We start from the raw sequence: 15,127 nt of genomic DNA, 5'->3' as shown, positions 1-15,127 counted from the left end.
CCGGAAAGCGCGATATGGGGACGCGCGACTGTCATGTAAAGAGGTTTTTTCATGGCGGGGCCGGCAAGAAGCGGTGCGAAGCGTCGGGGAAACTGGCGACCAACGGCTGCGTTAGGCTTTCGAGGGGACCGTCATGAATCGCTGGATCTTTCTGTTTCGTCGCCTGTCGCGGCAACTGTGGTGGCGCGCCAGCCTGTATGCCGCTCTTGGCGTGATCGCCGCATTGGCCGGGGCGTGGGGCGCGCCGTTCGCCCCTGACGTTCTGGCCGAACGGTTCGGCGGCGATTCCGTCGAAGCGGTGCTGACGATCCTGGCGTCCAGCCTTCTGGCGGTGGCGACCTTTTCGCTGGGCGCCATGGTCACAGCCTATACCAGCGTGTCGAGCGCAGCGACTCCGCGAGCCGCCGCCCTGATCACCGGCGACGAAAGCACGCAAAAGGCCCTGTCCACCTTCGTGGGGGCCTTTCTCTACGCCATCGTCGGCGTCACCGCGATCAACGCCCAGTATTACGGCCCGGGCGGACGAGCGATCATCTTCGTCTTCAGCCTTGGCGTCGTGGCGCTGGTGGCCTTTCGTCTTCTGACTTGGGTAAGCCGCCTGACCAGTCTGGCGCGGCTCAGCCATACCGTCGAGCGGGTCGAGGCCGAGGCGGCCAAGGCGCTGAAGGCGGACGCGGAACGACCACGCATGGGCGCTGCGTCGGGAACGCTTTCGCAAGGCCGGATCGTCGCGGCGGCGTCGACCGGCTACGTCCTGAACGTCGATGTCCAGCACCTGCAGACGCTGGCGGAACGGGCGGATGCGCGGGTCCAGATTCTGGCGCGGCCCGGCGCCTTTCGCATGCGGGGCGAACCCTTGGCGCGTCTGGACGGCGACAAGATCGCCCCAGATGCGGTGCTCAGCGCCTTCATCCTAGGTCGGGAACGGTCGTTCGATCAGGATCCGCGCTATGGCCTGATCGTCTTGGGCGAGATCGCCGACAAGGCGCTGTCGAGCGCCGTCAACGACATCGGCACGGTCGTGTGCGTCGTCGGATCAGGCGTTCGGCTGCTGGATCAGTGGGCCGATCAGAGAACCGAAAAGGTGGCGGAGTGTGACCGCGTTCTGGCCGAGGCGCTGGACGCATCCGAGCTGCTGGACGACATCTTCGGCCCGGTCCTGCGGCATGGGGCCCACGATCTGACGGCCGCCATCAGACTGCGCAAGGCCCTGGCGTCGCTGTCGGTCCATCCGGTTCTGGCGGGTCCGGCGCTGGCCATGGACGCCCGGCTGCTACAGGCGGCGCAGCCCCAGGACGCGGCGGACGGGGCGCTTCTGCGGCGTTGCGGCCTGGGCGAGACCGTAAGGGCGGACTAGACGAAATCCCACGCCCCGTGCGATTAAGACTTGCCCAAGCGTGATTTCAGCTTATTGCGGCGCCCCTTCGCCATAGCCTCCTAGCGAGTTCATGAGTTCATCCGCAGCCGCCGCCGCCCCTGGGCTAGTCCTGGCGCGTGACGTGTCGAAGACCTTCGGATCGCGAAAGGCGCTGGACGGCGTCTCGATTTCCGTGGCCTCCGGCGAAATGGTCGCCCTGATCGGTCCGTCCGGTTCGGGCAAGTCCACCCTGCTCCGCTCCATCACCGGCCTGCAGTCGATCGACGCGGGCGCCGGCACCATCCAGGTGTTCGGCGAGACCGTGCAGAAGGACGGCCGGGTCACCGGCGCCGTGCGCAAGGCGCGCAGCAAGCTGGGCATGATCTTCCAGCAGTTCAATCTGGTCGGGCGTCTGAGCCTGTTCTCCAACGTCATGCTGGGCGCGCTGGGGCGTCTGCCCGGATGGAAGGGCCTGCTGGGCCTGTGGCCCCAGGCGGACAAGGACAAGGCCATGGCGGCCCTGCACCGCGTCGGCGTCAGCGACTATGCCGCCCAGCGCGCCAACACCCTGTCCGGCGGCCAGCAGCAGCGCGGCGCCATCGCCCGCGCCATCGTGCAGGGCGCCAAGGCCATCCTGGCCGACGAACCCGTCGCCTCGCTGGACCCGGTGTCCGCCCGCAAGGTGATGGAACTGCTGGTCGAGCTGAACAAGCGCGACGGCATGGGGGTGATCGTCACCCTGCACCAGGTCGACTACGCCATCCGCTACTGCGACCGCGTCATCGCCCTGCAAGGCGGCAAGATCGTCTATGACGGCCCGTCCACGGCGCTGGACCAAAAGCGCCTGATCGAAATCTACGGTCCCGAGTTCGAGGACGCGTTCTGGGAGACCAAGGCATGAGCCTGTCCCGTATTGCCCCCACTCGTCGTCTGATGGCGGCGGCCGGCGCCGCCGTCATGATCCTGGGCCTGGCGGCCTGCGGCGGCGGCGAGGACAAGAAGGCTGCGGGCGGCACGGCGAGCGAGATCACCTTCTCGATCCTGTCCGCCGAAGGCCAGGCCTCGGCCGGTCCGCTGTGGCAGCCGCTGCTGGACGACATGTCCAAGGCCATCGGCGTGCCGGTGAAGCCCTATTTCGGCTCGAACTATACCGTCCTGGTCGAGGCCATGCGCGGCAACCACACTCAGGTGGGCTGGTTTTCCGCCAAGCCTGAGGTCGAGGCCATCGACCGCGCCAAGGCCGAGGTCATCGCCCGCACCGTCAACCGCGAGGGTCTGGACAGCTATCAGTCGACCCTGATCGTCAAGAAGGGATCGGGCATCACGCTCGATCAGGTCATGGCGTGCGGCAAGAAGTACAACTTCGGCATCGGCGACGCCCAGTCGACGTCGGGCACCCTGGCCCCGCTGACCTTCCTGTTCAATCCGCGCGGCGTGGTCCCCAGCCAGTGCTTCAAGACCGTGCGCTCGGCCAACCACCAGGCCAACGCCTTCGGCGTGGCGACCGGCGTGATCGACGTGGCCACCTCCAACAGCGTGAACACCATCTTCATGCGCAAGGAGAACCCGCAGTTGGCCGGCCAGATCGAAGAAATCTGGACCTCGCCGCCGATCCCCGAGAGCGGCATCGTCGTGCGCGAGGATCTGGATCCGGCGCTGAAGGAAAAGATCCGCAGCTTCTTCCTGACCTATGGCCAGGGCGAAGGCGCCGAGGCCGAGCGGCAACGCAAGGTTCTGGCGGACCTGGAATATTCCCGCTTCACCGCCGCCGACGACAGCTATCTGGACCCGATCCGCGAAATGATCGCCGACCAGAAACTGGGCGAGGCCCGCGCCAAGGGCGATACGGCCGCCGCCGCCGCCGCCGAGCGCGAGCTTCAACGCCTGCGCAGCTTGCGTGAGGTCCGGCCTTGACCGCAGTCGCGTCTCCCGCCGTCGCGATTCCGGCGGCGCCCAAGAAGTCCGCCCTCGCCTGGGTTGCCGACGTCCTGGTCTGGGGCGGCGTCGCCGCCGTCCTGCTGTACAGCATCGACGCCGTCGATCTGGGCAACATCTCGCGCCTGTTTGCGGGCAACGACAGCACCCAGCTGTTCGTCCATGACCTGCTGCGTCCCGACTTCAGCGACTGGAAGATGTTCGTCGCCAAGATGTGGGAGACGGTGCAGATCGCCCTGTGGGGCACCTTCCTGGCCGTGATCCTGGGCATTCCGCTCGGTCTGGCGGCGGCGCGCAACATCGCGCCCGTCTGGGTCGTGACGCCGGTGCGCTGGATCATGAACCTGCTGCGTTCGGTGCCGGATCTGGTGATCGGCCTGCTGTTCGTGACCGCCGTGGGCCTGGGGCCTTTGGCGGGCGTCCTGGCCATCACCCTGAATACGGCCGGGGTTCTGGCGAAGCTGTTTTCGGAAGCGGTCGAGTCGATCGACAAGGGTCCGGTCGAAGGCGTGCGCGCCACCGGCGCGGGCAAGCTGCACGAGATCGTCTGGGGCGTCCTGCCTCAGGTCGCGCCGCTGTGGACCTCGTTCGCCCTATACCGTTTCGAATCCAACAGCCGGTCCGCGACCGTGCTGGGTCTGATCGGCGCGGGCGGCATCGGCCAGGTGCTGTTCGACAGCATGAACGCCTTCGATTTCCGCGCCGTCTCGGCCATCGTGATCGTCGTCGTGGTCGCCGTGACCCTGATCGACACCCTGTCGCAGGTGATGCGCCGCCGCCTGCTGTAGCGGCGGCGGTCCCCTTCGCGGGACTGTCATAATCCTCTGCTCTAAGCATCGCGAAATCGATGCTCAGGGAGAGCCTTGGATGATCCGCACACTGAAACTGGCGGCTTCGGCCGCCGCCCTTCTGGCCCTGGCGGCCTGTGGCGACAACGGCGGGGGCGGCTCCGCCTCCGGCGCGCGCTCCGGCATCTGGGCGGCCGGTTCGTCGACCGTCTTCCCCTTCGCCACGCGGGTCGCCGAGACCTTCGCGCGCGGTTCGGGCGGCGCGGCGCCGCGCGTCGAATCGCTGGGCACCGGCGGCGGCATCCAGGCCTTCTGCCAGGGCGTCGGCCCGACCACCCCGGACATCGCCAACGCCTCGCGTCAGATGAAGCAGTCCGAGTTCGACCTGTGCGCCAAGAACGGCGTCACCGACATCGTCGAGATCAAGATCGGCTTCGACGGCATCGTCATCGCCACGGCCCGTAACGGCAACGGCTTCAACTTCGAACTGAACGACCTGTATGAGGGCCTGGCCAAGGAAGTGCCGGGCGCCAACGGTCAGTTCGTCGCCAATCCGGCCAAGACCTGGAACCAGGTCAACGCCGGCCTGCCGAACCAGCGCATCCAGGTCTATGGCCCGCCGCCCACCTCGGGCACGCGCGACGCCTTCCTGGAGCTGGGCATGACGCCGGGCGCCAAGCTGGTGCCGGCCGTCAAGGCGATCGAAGGCAACAAGGACCGGTTCGAAGCCATCGCCCACACCCTGCGCGAGGACGGCGCCTGGATCGATTCCGGCGAGAACGACAACGCCATCGTCCAGACCCTGACCCGCACGCCGGGTTCGCTGGGCGTGTTTGGCTATTCGTTCCTGGAGCAGAACCTGGATACGGTGAAGGCCGAGACCATCGACGGCGTCGCCCCGACCGCCGACACCATCGCCAGCGGCGCCTATCCGCTGTCGCGCAGCCTCTACATCTATGTGAAGAAGGCCCACATCGGCGTCATTCCGGGCCTGCAGCAGTTCGTGCAGGAGTTCCTGTCGGAAGGCGCCGCCGGCAAGGGCGGCTATCTGGCTGATCGCGGCCTGATCCCGCTGCCGGAAGACCAACTGCTGGCCCAGCGCGCGACCATCGCCGCCATGACCCCGATGGCCCGCCCCGCCAAATAAGGCGGAACCCGACCGCCGTTCCGCCCCTTCTTTCACCGGTTCGCCCCGTTGAAGCGCGAAGCGCTTCAACTGAAGCGCACGAGGCCGTAGAAGGGGCGGGATAGCTGTCAGGATGATTTGATGACCACCACGCCCGCGCGCCTGCGCAAGGCCGTACTGCCCGTCGCGGGCCTCGGCACCCGGGTTCTGCCCGGCACCAAGACGACCCCCAAGGAACTGCTGAACGTCGTCGACCGGCCGATCCTGTCCTACATCGTCGAAGAGGCGCGCGAGGCAGGGATCGAGCACATCGTCTTCGTCACCGGCCGCTCCAAGGGCGCCATCGAGGACTATTTCGATCATCAGATCGAACTGGAAGCCCAGCTTCAGGCCAAGGGCAAGACCGACATCCTGGAGATGATGAACGCCGAACTGGCCTCGGCCGGGGAGATGAGCTTCACCCGCCAGATGCAGCCCAAGGGCCTGGGCCACGCCGTCTGGTGCGCGCGCGACATCATCGGGCACGAGCCGTTCGCCGTCATCCTGCCCGACGTGATCGTGGATTCTCAGCCCGGCGCCCTGAAGCAGTTGGCCGAGGTCTATGCCGAGACCGGCGGCAACATCATCGGCGTGGAATCCGTCCCCGAAGATCAGACCCACAAATACGGCATCGTCGATCCGGTCAGCCGCGACGGTTCGCGCATCGTCATGAAGGGCATGGTCGAAAAGCCCGCCGCCGGAACTGCGCCGTCCAACCTGTCGATCTCGGGCCGTTACATTTTGCAGCCGGAAATCTTCGACCTGTTGGCGACGCAGGAAAAGGGCGCGGGCGGCGAGATCCAGCTGACCGACGCCATGGCGCGACTGATGGCGGACCAGAGCTTCACCGCCGTCGAATATGCGGGCGTGACCCACGACTGCGGCGACAAGATCGGCCTGCTGCGCGCCAACGTCGCCCTGGCCCTGAAACGCCCTGATCTGGGCGACGCGGCGCGCGAGGCGATCGCGGGCCTGCTCTGACGCTAGGGAAGGCGGCGGGGGTTCCGGTTTACGCCCGCCCCTGCTAACCCTCCGCGCAAATCATCAGGAGACGAACCATGGCGACTTCCGAAGGCTGGGACATGCCGACCGGCGACCTCATGAAGGGCAAGAAGGGCCTGATCATGGGCGTGGCCAACTCCAGCTCCATCGCCTGGGGCATCGCCTCGCAGCTGGCCGCCCAGGGCGCCGAGCTGGCCTTCACCTATCTGGGCGAAAGCCTGGAGCGCCGCGTGCGTCCGCTGGCGGAAAGCGTCGGCGCCAAGCTGCTGATCCCGGCCGACGTCACCGACGACGCCTCGATGGACGCGGCCTTCGCCGAGCTGGAAAAGACCTTCGGCACGATCGACTTCGTCGTCCATTCGGTGGCCTTCGCCAACAAGGATGAGTTGAAGGGCAGCTTCGTGGACAACACCACGCGCGACAGCTTCCTTCTGGCCATGAACATCTCGGCCTTCAGCTTCGTGGACGTCTCGCGTAGGGCGGCCAAGCTGATGCCGAACGGCGGCAGCCTGATCACCCTGACCTATCTGGGGTCCGAGCGGGTCATTCCGAACTACAACACCATGGGCGTGGCCAAGGCCGCGCTGGAAGCCGCGACCCGCTATATCGCGCGCGACCTGGGTCCCAAGAACATCCGCGTCAACGCCATCTCGGCCGGGGCCATGCGCACCCTGTCGCTGGCCGGCATCTCGGGCGGGCGCGGTCTGCACTCCAAGTCGGCCCAGTTCTCGCTGATCAAGGAAGAGACCTCGATGGAAGGCGTCGCCGGAGCGGCCCTGTGGCTGTGCTCGGACCTGGGCCGTTCGACCACGGGCGAAGTCGTCCACGTCGATGCGGGTTTCCACGCCGTGGGCCTGCCGGAAGACATCGAAGGCTGATCAGGAGGGCTGGATCCCAGCCTTCCGCCATCCGAGACGACGGTTTAAGGCCGGGGCATGACTGCTCCGGCCTTTTCCATGCGCGCCCTGCCCGCCTCGGCCTTTTCGTCCGCTGCCGTGGCGACAGTGATCGGGTTTGGCGGGACGGTCGCCCTGGTGGTCCAGGCCGGCCAGGCCTTGGGGGCGGACGCGGGCCAGATCGGGTCGATGGTGACGGCCCTGTGCCTGGGCATCTGGGTGCCCGGCGCGGTGCTGAGCTGGCGGCTGAAGATCCCCGTGGTGCTGGCCTGGTCCACGCCGGGGGCGGCCCTGCTGGCGGCCTCGACCCTGGGCCTGTCCTGGCCGACAGCCATCGGCGCCTTCGTCTTCGCCGCCTTGCTGATGATCCTGACCGGCCTGATCCCGGTGCTGGGGCGGCTGGCTGGGCGGATACCGGCGGCCCTCGCCTCGGCCATGCTGGCGGGGGTGCTGCTGCCCTTCGTGCTGAGACTGTTCAAGGTGGCGCCGGACGAGACGGCCTTGGTCGTCGGGCTGATCGCGGTGTTCCTGATCTTTCGACGGCTGTGGCCGACCTGGGCCTTGCCCGCCGTGCTGGCGGCGGCCTTTGCGGTCTTGGCGATGCGGGGGCAGTTGGCCCTGCCGGCCGGACCCGGACTGTTCGGCCATCTGGAGCCGGTTGCGCCCGTGTTCGACTGGAAGGCGGCGGTCAGCCTTGGCTTTCCGTTGTTTCTGGTGACGCTGGCGGCCCAGAACCTGCCCGGGCTGGTGGTCCTGAAGAGCGCCGGCTATCCGCCGCCCGCCAACCGACTGATCCTGTCCACCGGGGTCGCCGGCCTGCTGATCGCGCCCTTCGGCGGGCACGGGGTCAATCTGGCGGCGATCACGGCGGCGATCTGCACCGGGACGGACGCCCATCCCGATCCCACAAGGCGCTGGATCGTGGGGGTGATCTATGGCGGTCTTTATCTGGTCGTGGCCCTGTTCGCCGCGCCGCTGGCCGGACTGTTCATCGCCATGCCGCCGGCCGCGCTGGCGGCGGTGACGGGTCTGGCGCTGATCGCGCCGCTGACCGGCGCGCTGCAAACCATGATGACGGAGGTCGGATCGCGCGAGGCAGCGGTGCTGACGTTTGCGGCGACGGCCTCGGGCCTGACCCTGTTCGGCGTCGGATCGGCCTTCTGGGGTCTGGTCGTGGGTTCTGCCGCTCTGGCCGCCATGCGCTGGATCAGACCGCCGGCCTGATCCAGCTGTAGATGCTAGTCGCGCAGCGAGGCCGGGACCTGGCCGCCGTTTTCGGCCAGCTTCTTCCAGACGGCCTTGGACAGGGCGATGTTCTGTTCGGCCGAGCCATGCTCGCCGGCGTGGACGTTCAGCTCCTCGGCCAGTTCCTTGCGCGCGGCCAGGCTGGAATCCAGGTCCAGCAGCTTAAGAAGATCGACGATCGAGGTCCGCCAGTTGCCGCCGCCGCCCTTGGACGCCGCCAGATCGCTGAGCACCGCCTCGACATCGACGGGCGGCAAGGCCGGTGCGGCGGTCGGGGCCGGCGCGGCATTGGGCGCCGGAATTCCTGCCGTCGAGGCCGGCGGCGGAACGGGGGCCGCCTTCGGCTTGTGGCCCGTGATCTTGTTCCAGATCGAAGAGAAGATGCCCATCGGTCGCGCTCCTGTTGGTGTGAGCAGACAACGCGACCGACGGACCGAGGTTCAGATCAGTCGCGCGCCGGGATGTTGAGGCCGCGCTGGACGGCGGGGCGCGCCAGGCCGCGCTCCAGCCAGGCGGCGACGCGCGGGAAGTCGGCGAAACCTACGATCTCCCCCGCTTCGTAGAAGCCGATCAGGTTGCGGACCCAGCCCAGGGTGGCGACATCGGCGATGGAATAGTCGCCGACCAGCCAGTCCCGGGGCTCTCCCCCGTCATTGGCAAGCCGCGTCTCCAGCACGCCGAGCAGGCGGCGGCTTTCGGCGACGTAGCGGTCGCGCGGGCGCTTGTCCTCGTAGTCCTTGCCGGCGAAGCGGTGTAAGAAGCCCAGCTGGCCGAACATCGGGCCGATCGCGCCCATCTGGAACATGACCCACTGGATCGTCTCATAGCGGGTCGCCGGATCGGCCGAGAGCAGTTTGCCGGTCTTTTCCGCCAGATAGATCAGGATGGCGCCGGATTCGAACAGGGCCAGCGGCTTTCCGTTCGGGCCGTTCGGATCGAGGATGGCGGGGATCTTGCCGTTGGGGTTCAGCGACAGAAACTCCGGCCCCCATGTCTCGTTCTTGGTGATGTCGATCAGGTGCGGCTCATAGGCCAGGCCGACCTCTTCCAGCATGATCGAAACCTTCACCCCATTGGGCGTCGGCAGGGAGTAGAGCTGGATGCGATCGGGATGCTGGGCCGGCCAGCGTTGCGTGATCGGGAAGGCGGACAGGTCGGTCATGGGTGCGGCCTCGGCTATTGCGATAGGCCTATGTCGGCGCCGCCCAGCCCATCCGCAACACCGACGGGAGCGGTGACGAAACTTCAGTCGGGCTCGCGCTCGCCCACCTCGGTCGGCGGCACGGCCAATAGCCAACCGTCGGCCAGGTGCAGTTCCGGCGTCGCTTCCTTGGTGAAGGGCAGATACCAGGTCGGGCCGCCGGCGGCGGGCGCGATCTCCAGCATGTCGTCCGCGCCGAAGTTCTGGACCGATTTCACCGTGCCCATGACGCCGCCCGCTGTGTCACGGACCTGAACGCCCAGCAGATCGGCGAGGTAGAATTCGTCCTCGTCCGGCTCGGGGAACCGGTCGCGGGGGACGTGCAGCTTCAGGCCGCGCAGGGCGTCGGCCTGTTCCTTGGTGGTGATCTCCTTGGCCCGGCCGACGACGCCGTTTTTGTCGGGCCGCGTCGAGGTCAGGGTCAGGGCCACAGTCCCATCCGCGCGCAGCAGAGGGCCGTAGGCGGTCAGGGCCAGGGGGTCGGCGGTGAAGGCGGTCACCCGCACCTCGCCCCGCACGCCGAAGCCGCCGCCGACCTGGCCGACGAGGATCAATCTGCTGTCCGTGGTCATGCGTGTTCTTAACCCATGAAAAAGGCGGCGTCGAAAGACGCCGCCCTGATCATCGTCAAACCGAAAGGCTCAGCCTTCAGCCTTTTCCTCGGTCGCTTCAGCAGCCGGGGCCTCTTCGGCAGGCGCTTCTTCAGCAGCGGGAGCGTTCTTGGCGGCTTCGGCGGCGGCGGCGGCCTCTTCCTTGGCGCGGGCGGCGGCTTCAGCGGCCTCGACCTTGGCGGCGGCTTCGGCTTCCAGGCGGTCGGCTTCGCGCTGGGCGCGTTCAGCGGCGCGCTCTTGCGCCTTCTTGCCCGGAGCGCCCTTGTTCGGGTTGTTCGATTGCGTCCACTTGACCTTCTGGCCCAGGGTCTCGTCCTGCGACAGGAAGCGGGCGACGCGGTCGGTCGGCTGGGCGCCCTTGCCGAGCCATTCGGCGATGCGCTCGACCTTCAGGGCGACACGCGGGGTGGCGCCGTCCTTGGGCAGCATCGGGTTGTAGCTGCCGACCTTCTCAATGAACTTGCCGTCGCGCGGCGAGTGCGAGTCGGCGATGACGATGTGGTAGTAGGGGCGCTTCTTGGCGCCGCCGCGGGCCAGACGAATCTTCAGCATTTCAGATCTCTTTCTAGGAAGTCGTTATTTCTTGGGAGGGAAGCCCGGCAGGCCAGGAAGACCTCCCGGAAGTTGTCCGCCGCCCAGTCCGGCGAGCCGGTCCTGGATGGCTTTCAGATCGTCGGCGGAGGGTTCGGCCATCTTGCCGCCGCCCAACGCCTTGAGGCGGGCCATGTCGGGGCCGCCGCCCATGCCAGGCATGCCACCGCCGCCGAGGCCGCCCAACATAGCGGCCATCTGCTGCATCTTCTTGGGTCCGCCGCGCGCCATCGACTTGACCACATCGGCCATCTGGCGGTGCTGTTTCAGAACCCGGTTCACGTCCTGCACATCTACGCCGGCGCCGGCGGCGATGCGCTTCTTGCGCGAGGCGTTCAGCAGGTCGGGCTTCTTGCGCTCGGCCTTGGTCATCGAGGAGATGATGGCTTCCTGACGCAGGATCATGCGGTCGTCGATGCCGCTCTCGGCCATCTGACCCTTCATCTTGGCCACGCCGGGCAGCATGCCCATGATGCCCTGAAGCCCGCCCATCCGCTTCATCTGCTGAAGCTGGCCGGCCAGGTCGTCCAGATCGAACTGACCCTTGGCCAGTTTTCGGGCCATCTTCTCGGCCTTGGCCTGGTCCAGATCCTGGCTGGCCTTTTCGACCAGGGCGACGATATCGCCCTGACCCAGGATGCGGCCGGCGACGCGACGGGCGTCGAACACGTCCAGCGCATCAACCTTTTCGCCGGCGCCCAGATATTTGATCGGCAGGCCGGTGACGGCGCGCATCGACAGCATGGCGCCGCCGCGACCATCGCCGTCGGCGCGGGTCAGGACCAGGCCGGTCAGGGGCAGGCGCTCGTGGAAGGCCTTGGCGGTGCGCACCGCGTCCTGGCCGGTCAGGCTGTCGGCCACCAGCAGGGTCTCGACGGGCTTGGCGATGTCGGCGACCTCGGCCACCTCGTTCATCAGCCCTTCGTCCAGGGTGATGCGGCCCGCGGTGTCGAGGATCAGGACGTCGAAGCCCTGAAGCTTGGCCGATTGCAGCGCCCGGCGCGTGATCTGGACCGCGCTCTCGCCCGCCACGATCGGCAGGGTGGCGACCTCGATCTGCTTGCCCAGGGTGGCCAGCTGTTCCATCGCGGCCGGACGACGCGTGTCCAGCGAGGCCATCATGACCTTCTTGCGATCGAACTTGGTCAGGCGCAGCGCCAGCTTGGCCGAGGTCGTGGTCTTGCCCGAGCCCTGAAGGCCGGCCATCAGCACCACGGCGGGCGGGTTGGCGTTGGTGTTCAGCGGGACCGGCTCTTCGCCGCCCAGCATCTCGATCAGGCCGTCGTAGACGATCTTGACCACCTGATCGGCCGGCTTGACCGAACGGATGACCTCTTCGCCGGTCGCGCGCTCGGTGGCGAAGGCGATGAATTCCTTGACGACCGGCAGGGCGACGTCGGCCTCGAGCAGGGCCACGCGCACTTCGCGCATCGCCTCGGCGACATCCTTTTCGGACAGGGCGCCGCGCCCGGTGATCCGGTCGAAGACGCCTGTCAGCCGCTCGTTCAGAGCCTCGAACATTCACTACCTCGTGTGGCGCAGGTGAAACGGCTCCATACGACAACGGCCCCCGGCGACGATCACGTCGGCGGAGGGTTCTCGCCGGGCTCGTTCTCCTTTGCGGGCTATCGGCCTTGCGGCCTACTTGAGCCCGAATGGGCTGTGCTCAAGTAGCGCGGAGCGCGTTAGCACGACAAAAAAGCTGTCGTCCCGGTGGAGACGCAGGTTCACTTGCGTCGGAAGCGGCGGCTTATGGCGGAAAAACCGTACTAAGGCAACCGGAGCGATCCGGTCACGCTATAAGAGCCAATATCGGCGCAGGGATTTAGCGGATTGTCATCATCGTGCTAAGAGCCGCGCCCTTTATAGGGGCGGCGCTGTCGCCAGGGTTTCAGACTTCGGGAGAAGCACAGATGAGCAAGGTGCTGGTTATCGGCGCAGGCGGCGTCAGTTCGGTGGCCGTCCACAAGATGGCGATGAACGCGGACATCTTCTCGCATATCACCCTGGCGAGCCGGACCAAGTCCAAGTGCGACGCGATCGCCCAGTCCGTGAAGTCGCGCTTCGGCGTCGACATCGACACGGCCGCCATCGACGCCGATGACGTGGCGGCGACCACGGCCCTGATCCAGAAGGTGCAACCCGAACTGGTCGTGAACCTGGCCCTGCCCTATCAGGACCTGTCGATCATGGACGCCTGCCTGGCCGCCGGCGTCGATTATCTGGACACCGCCAATTACGAGCCGCGCGACGAGGCCAAGTTCGAATACAAGTGGCAATGGGCCTATCAGGACCGCTTCAAGGACGCCGGTCTGATGGCGCTGCTGGGTTCGGGCTTCGATCCCGGCGTGACCTCGGTCTTCACCACCTACATCAAGAAGCACCTGCTGGATTCCATCGAGACGCTGGACATCCTGGACTGCAACGGCGGCGACACGGGCTTGCCCTTCGCGACCAACTTCAACCCCGAGATCAACCTACGCGAAGTGACGGCGAACTCGCGTCACTGGGAGAACGGCCAGTGGGTCGAAGGCCCGGCGCTGAGCTGTAAACAGACCTTCGACTTCGAGGGCGTGGGTCCCAAGAACATGTACCTCATGTATCATGAGGAGCTGGAATCGCTGGCGAAGTTTTATCCCGAGATCAAGCGCATCCGCTTCTGGATGACGTTCGGCGACAGCTATCTGAAGCACCTCGAAGTGCTGGAAAACATCGGCATGACCTCGATCGAGCCGATGTCGTTCCAGGGCCGCGAGATCATTCCGATCGAGTTCCTGAAGGCCCTGCTGCCCGAGCCGGCCTCGCTGGGTCCGATCACCAAGGGCAAGACCAACATCGGCGTCATCGCCACCGGCCTCAAGGACGGGGTCAAGAAGACGGTCTACGTCAACAACATCTGCGACCACGAAGAGGCCTATGCCGAGACCGGCAACCAGGCCGTCAGCTACACCACCGGCGTGCCGGCCATGATCGGCGCGGCCCTGATGGTGACCGGCCAGTGGAAGGGCGACGGCGTGTTCAACATGGAGCAGCTGGACCCCGACCCCTTCATGGACATGCTGAACAAGCACGGCCTGCCGTGGAAGGTTCAGGACCTGGACGCCCCTCTGGACTTCTGATCGGACCGACTGAATGCAGACCCAGGCTGGCGATCCGGGCGCCTTTGCGCATTTCGACCTGAACCGCGTCGCCTCGCCCGCCTTCGTGGTGGACGAGGCGGCCATCCGTCGCAATCTGTCCGTGCTGAAAGGTGTGCGCGACGGGGCGGAGGCGCGCGTGCTTCTGGCGCTGAAGGCGTTTTCGATGTGGGCGCTGGCCGATGTGGTCGGCGAATACCTCGACGGAGTCTGCGCCTCGGGCCTGTGGGAGGCGCGGCTGGCGCGCGAGTTCTACAAGGGCGAGCTGACCACCTATTCGCCGGCCTATACGGCGCAGGACCTGCCTGAGATCCTGCGTCTGTCGGACCACGTCATTTTCAACAACCCGGCCCAGATCGCCCGTTTCGCCGATCTGATCGCCAAGGCGCGGGCTGAAGGGCAGGTGTTCGAGATCGGCCTGCGGCTGAACCCTGAACATTCCGAAGGCGAGGTCGCCAAATACGACCCCGCCCAGCCCTGTTCGCGCCTTGGCTTCCCGGTTTCGCAACTGACAGCCGAACATCTGATCGGCGTCGATGGTCTGCATATCCATGCGCTGTGCGAGCAGGACTTCCAGCCGCTGTCGCGTATCTGGGCGGCGGTGGAGCCGAAGCTGGCGCCGCTGCTGGGCGGGATCAAATGGTTGAACCTGGGCGGGGGGCACCACATCACCCGCGCCGACTATCAGACCGATGATCTGATCGCCTTCGTACGCGATCTGCAGGCCAGGCACGGGGTTCAGGTCTATCTGGAGCCGGGCGAGGCCGTGGCGCTGGACGCCGGCATCCTGATCGGCGAGGTGCTGGACGTGTTCGACAACGCCATGCCCATCGGCATCACCGACATCTCGGCCACCTGCCATATGCCCGATGTGATCGAGGCGCCCTATCGCCCCGCGCTGCTGAAAGAGCCCGAACATGGGGTGACGGTGCGGCTGGGCGGGCCGTCGTGCCTGGCCGGAGACATCATCGGCGACTACGTCTTCGCCGAGCGGCCGACGCCCGGAACGCGGATCGCGTTTCTGGACCAGGCCCATTATTCGATGGTGAAGACGAACACCTTCAACGGCGTGCCGCTGCCGTCCATCGTGCTGTGGAACTCACAGACGGATGCGCTGACGACGGTGCGCGACTTCGACTATTCGGCCTTCCGCGACCGCCTGTCGTAGGCGCAAGAAAAAGGGCGGCTCGCGCCGCCCT

15 protein-coding genes are annotated in these 15,127 nt (G+C 66.7%); 10 read left to right on the top strand and 5 right to left on the bottom strand.

Translation table 11 applies throughout. The features are described 5' to 3' along the window. The first annotated feature begins 133 nt into the window (after positions 1-133). The 8 genes from VH88_RS00750 to VH88_RS00715 all read left to right on the top strand — a co-directional run bounded on the left by VH88_RS00750 (position 134) and on the right by VH88_RS00715 (position 8,367). Complete coding sequence (locus tag VH88_RS00750) at positions 134-1,357, top strand: DUF2254 domain-containing protein (protein ID WP_045809540.1); 1,224 nt, start codon at positions 134-136, stop codon at positions 1,355-1,357. A gap of 91 nt (positions 1,358-1,448) precedes the next feature. Next, positions 1,449-2,258, top strand: coding sequence for a phosphonate ABC transporter ATP-binding protein (phnC, locus tag VH88_RS00745; RefSeq protein WP_017506638.1), 810 nt, complete (start codon positions 1,449-1,451; stop codon positions 2,256-2,258). Next, positions 2,255-3,271 carry a phosphate/phosphite/phosphonate ABC transporter substrate-binding protein gene (phnD, locus tag VH88_RS00740; protein WP_045809539.1) on the top strand — a complete coding sequence of 339 codons (1,017 nt, stop codon included), beginning with the start codon at positions 2,255-2,257 and terminating at the stop codon, positions 3,269-3,271. The genes phnC and phnD overlap by 4 nt, the downstream gene beginning before the upstream one ends. After that, on the top strand, positions 3,268-4,080 hold the full coding sequence (gene phnE / locus VH88_RS00735) for a phosphonate ABC transporter, permease protein PhnE (RefSeq protein ID WP_045809538.1): 813 nt from the start codon (positions 3,268-3,270) through the stop codon (positions 4,078-4,080). Before phnD ends, phnE begins: the two co-directional genes overlap by 4 nt. A 79-nt stretch (positions 4,081-4,159) precedes the next feature. Beyond that, a complete protein-coding gene (locus tag VH88_RS00730) occupies positions 4,160-5,227 on the top strand; it encodes a substrate-binding domain-containing protein (protein ID WP_045809537.1) in 1,068 nt (355 codons plus the stop codon). A 120-nt stretch (positions 5,228-5,347) separates the two neighbouring features. Further along, complete coding sequence (gene galU, locus VH88_RS00725; RefSeq protein WP_017506634.1) at positions 5,348-6,226, top strand: UTP--glucose-1-phosphate uridylyltransferase GalU; 879 nt, start codon at positions 5,348-5,350, stop codon at positions 6,224-6,226. 101 nt (positions 6,227-6,327) lie between these two features. Continuing rightward, positions 6,328-7,125 (top strand): enoyl-ACP reductase, encoded by a 798-nt coding sequence (locus tag VH88_RS00720; protein WP_162237597.1) that lies wholly within the window; start codon positions 6,328-6,330, stop codon positions 7,123-7,125. A gap of 57 nt (positions 7,126-7,182) precedes the next feature. Further along, positions 7,183-8,367: a benzoate/H(+) symporter BenE family transporter gene (locus tag VH88_RS00715; protein ID WP_045809535.1), complete on the top strand. Its 1,185-nt coding sequence runs from the start codon at positions 7,183-7,185 to the stop codon at positions 8,365-8,367. A gap of 14 nt (positions 8,368-8,381) precedes the next feature. Here the strand turns inward: VH88_RS00715 and VH88_RS00710 are convergent, their stop codons facing one another. The 5 genes from VH88_RS00710 to ffh all read right to left on the bottom strand — a co-directional run bounded on the left by VH88_RS00710 (position 8,382) and on the right by ffh (position 12,312). Next, on the bottom strand, positions 8,382-8,777 hold the full coding sequence (locus tag VH88_RS00710) for a DUF3597 family protein (RefSeq protein ID WP_039245841.1): 396 nt from the start codon (positions 8,775-8,777) through the stop codon (positions 8,382-8,384). A 56-nt stretch (positions 8,778-8,833) separates the two neighbouring features. Beyond that, positions 8,834-9,550 carry a glutathione S-transferase N-terminal domain-containing protein gene (locus tag VH88_RS00705; RefSeq protein WP_045809534.1) on the bottom strand — a complete coding sequence of 239 codons (717 nt, stop codon included), beginning with the start codon at positions 9,548-9,550 and terminating at the stop codon, positions 8,834-8,836. Between the two features lie 83 nt (positions 9,551-9,633). Then, positions 9,634-10,161, bottom strand: coding sequence for a ribosome maturation factor RimM (gene rimM, locus VH88_RS00700; protein ID WP_045809533.1), 528 nt, complete (start codon positions 10,159-10,161; stop codon positions 9,634-9,636). 69 nt (positions 10,162-10,230) lie between these two features. Beyond that, entirely contained in the window at positions 10,231-10,752 is a 522-nt protein-coding gene (gene rpsP / locus VH88_RS00695) for a 30S ribosomal protein S16 (RefSeq protein WP_017506628.1), read from the bottom strand. Between the two features lie 24 nt (positions 10,753-10,776). Beyond that, a complete protein-coding gene (ffh, locus tag VH88_RS00690) occupies positions 10,777-12,312 on the bottom strand; it encodes a signal recognition particle protein (RefSeq protein WP_045809532.1) in 1,536 nt (511 codons plus the stop codon). Between the two features lie 392 nt (positions 12,313-12,704). On the opposite strand from ffh, the gene VH88_RS00685 reads away from it, so the two are divergent. Both VH88_RS00685 and VH88_RS00680 read left to right on the top strand, forming a co-directional pair. Further along, positions 12,705-13,910, top strand: coding sequence for a saccharopine dehydrogenase family protein (locus VH88_RS00685; protein ID WP_045809531.1), 1,206 nt, complete (start codon positions 12,705-12,707; stop codon positions 13,908-13,910). 13 nt (positions 13,911-13,923) lie between these two features. Further along, positions 13,924-15,096, top strand: coding sequence for a carboxynorspermidine decarboxylase (locus VH88_RS00680; RefSeq protein WP_045809530.1), 1,173 nt, complete (start codon positions 13,924-13,926; stop codon positions 15,094-15,096). The last annotated feature ends 31 nt before the right edge of the window (positions 15,097-15,127 follow it).

Origin of the sequence: Brevundimonas sp. KM4, assembly GCF_000964075.1 — a bacterium.
Lineage (GTDB): Bacteria > Pseudomonadota > Alphaproteobacteria > Caulobacterales > Caulobacteraceae > Brevundimonas > Brevundimonas huaxiensis.
This window is presented reverse-complemented; position numbering and strand designations above follow the sequence as displayed.

What these genes read in the sequence shown, in the direction of transcription:
- VH88_RS00750 (WP_045809540.1), top strand. Translation starts at nt 134, where the DNA reads ATGAATCGCTGGATCTTTCTGTTTCGTCGCCTGTCGCGGCAACTGTGG.
- phnC (WP_017506638.1), top strand. Translation starts at nt 1,449, where the DNA reads ATGAGTTCATCCGCAGCCGCCGCCGCCCCTGGGCTAGTCCTGGCGCGT.
- phnD (WP_045809539.1), top strand. Translation starts at nt 2,255, where the DNA reads ATGAGCCTGTCCCGTATTGCCCCCACTCGTCGTCTGATGGCGGCGGCC.
- VH88_RS00730 (WP_045809537.1), top strand. Translation starts at nt 4,160, where the DNA reads ATGATCCGCACACTGAAACTGGCGGCTTCGGCCGCCGCCCTTCTGGCC.
- galU (WP_017506634.1), top strand. Translation starts at nt 5,348, where the DNA reads ATGACCACCACGCCCGCGCGCCTGCGCAAGGCCGTACTGCCCGTCGCG.
- VH88_RS00720 (WP_162237597.1), top strand. Translation starts at nt 6,328, where the DNA reads ATGCCGACCGGCGACCTCATGAAGGGCAAGAAGGGCCTGATCATGGGC.
- VH88_RS00715 (WP_045809535.1), top strand. Translation starts at nt 7,183, where the DNA reads ATGACTGCTCCGGCCTTTTCCATGCGCGCCCTGCCCGCCTCGGCCTTT.
- VH88_RS00710 (WP_039245841.1), bottom strand. Translation starts at nt 8,777, where the DNA reads ATGGGCATCTTCTCTTCGATCTGGAACAAGATCACGGGCCACAAGCCG.
- VH88_RS00705 (WP_045809534.1), bottom strand. Translation starts at nt 9,550, where the DNA reads ATGACCGACCTGTCCGCCTTCCCGATCACGCAACGCTGGCCGGCCCAG.
- rimM (WP_045809533.1), bottom strand. Translation starts at nt 10,161, where the DNA reads ATGACCACGGACAGCAGATTGATCCTCGTCGGCCAGGTCGGCGGCGGC.
- rpsP (WP_017506628.1), bottom strand. Translation starts at nt 10,752, where the DNA reads ATGCTGAAGATTCGTCTGGCCCGCGGCGGCGCCAAGAAGCGCCCCTAC.
- ffh (WP_045809532.1), bottom strand. Translation starts at nt 12,312, where the DNA reads ATGTTCGAGGCTCTGAACGAGCGGCTGACAGGCGTCTTCGACCGGATC.
- VH88_RS00685 (WP_045809531.1), top strand. Translation starts at nt 12,705, where the DNA reads ATGAGCAAGGTGCTGGTTATCGGCGCAGGCGGCGTCAGTTCGGTGGCC.
- VH88_RS00680 (WP_045809530.1), top strand. Translation starts at nt 13,924, where the DNA reads ATGCAGACCCAGGCTGGCGATCCGGGCGCCTTTGCGCATTTCGACCTG.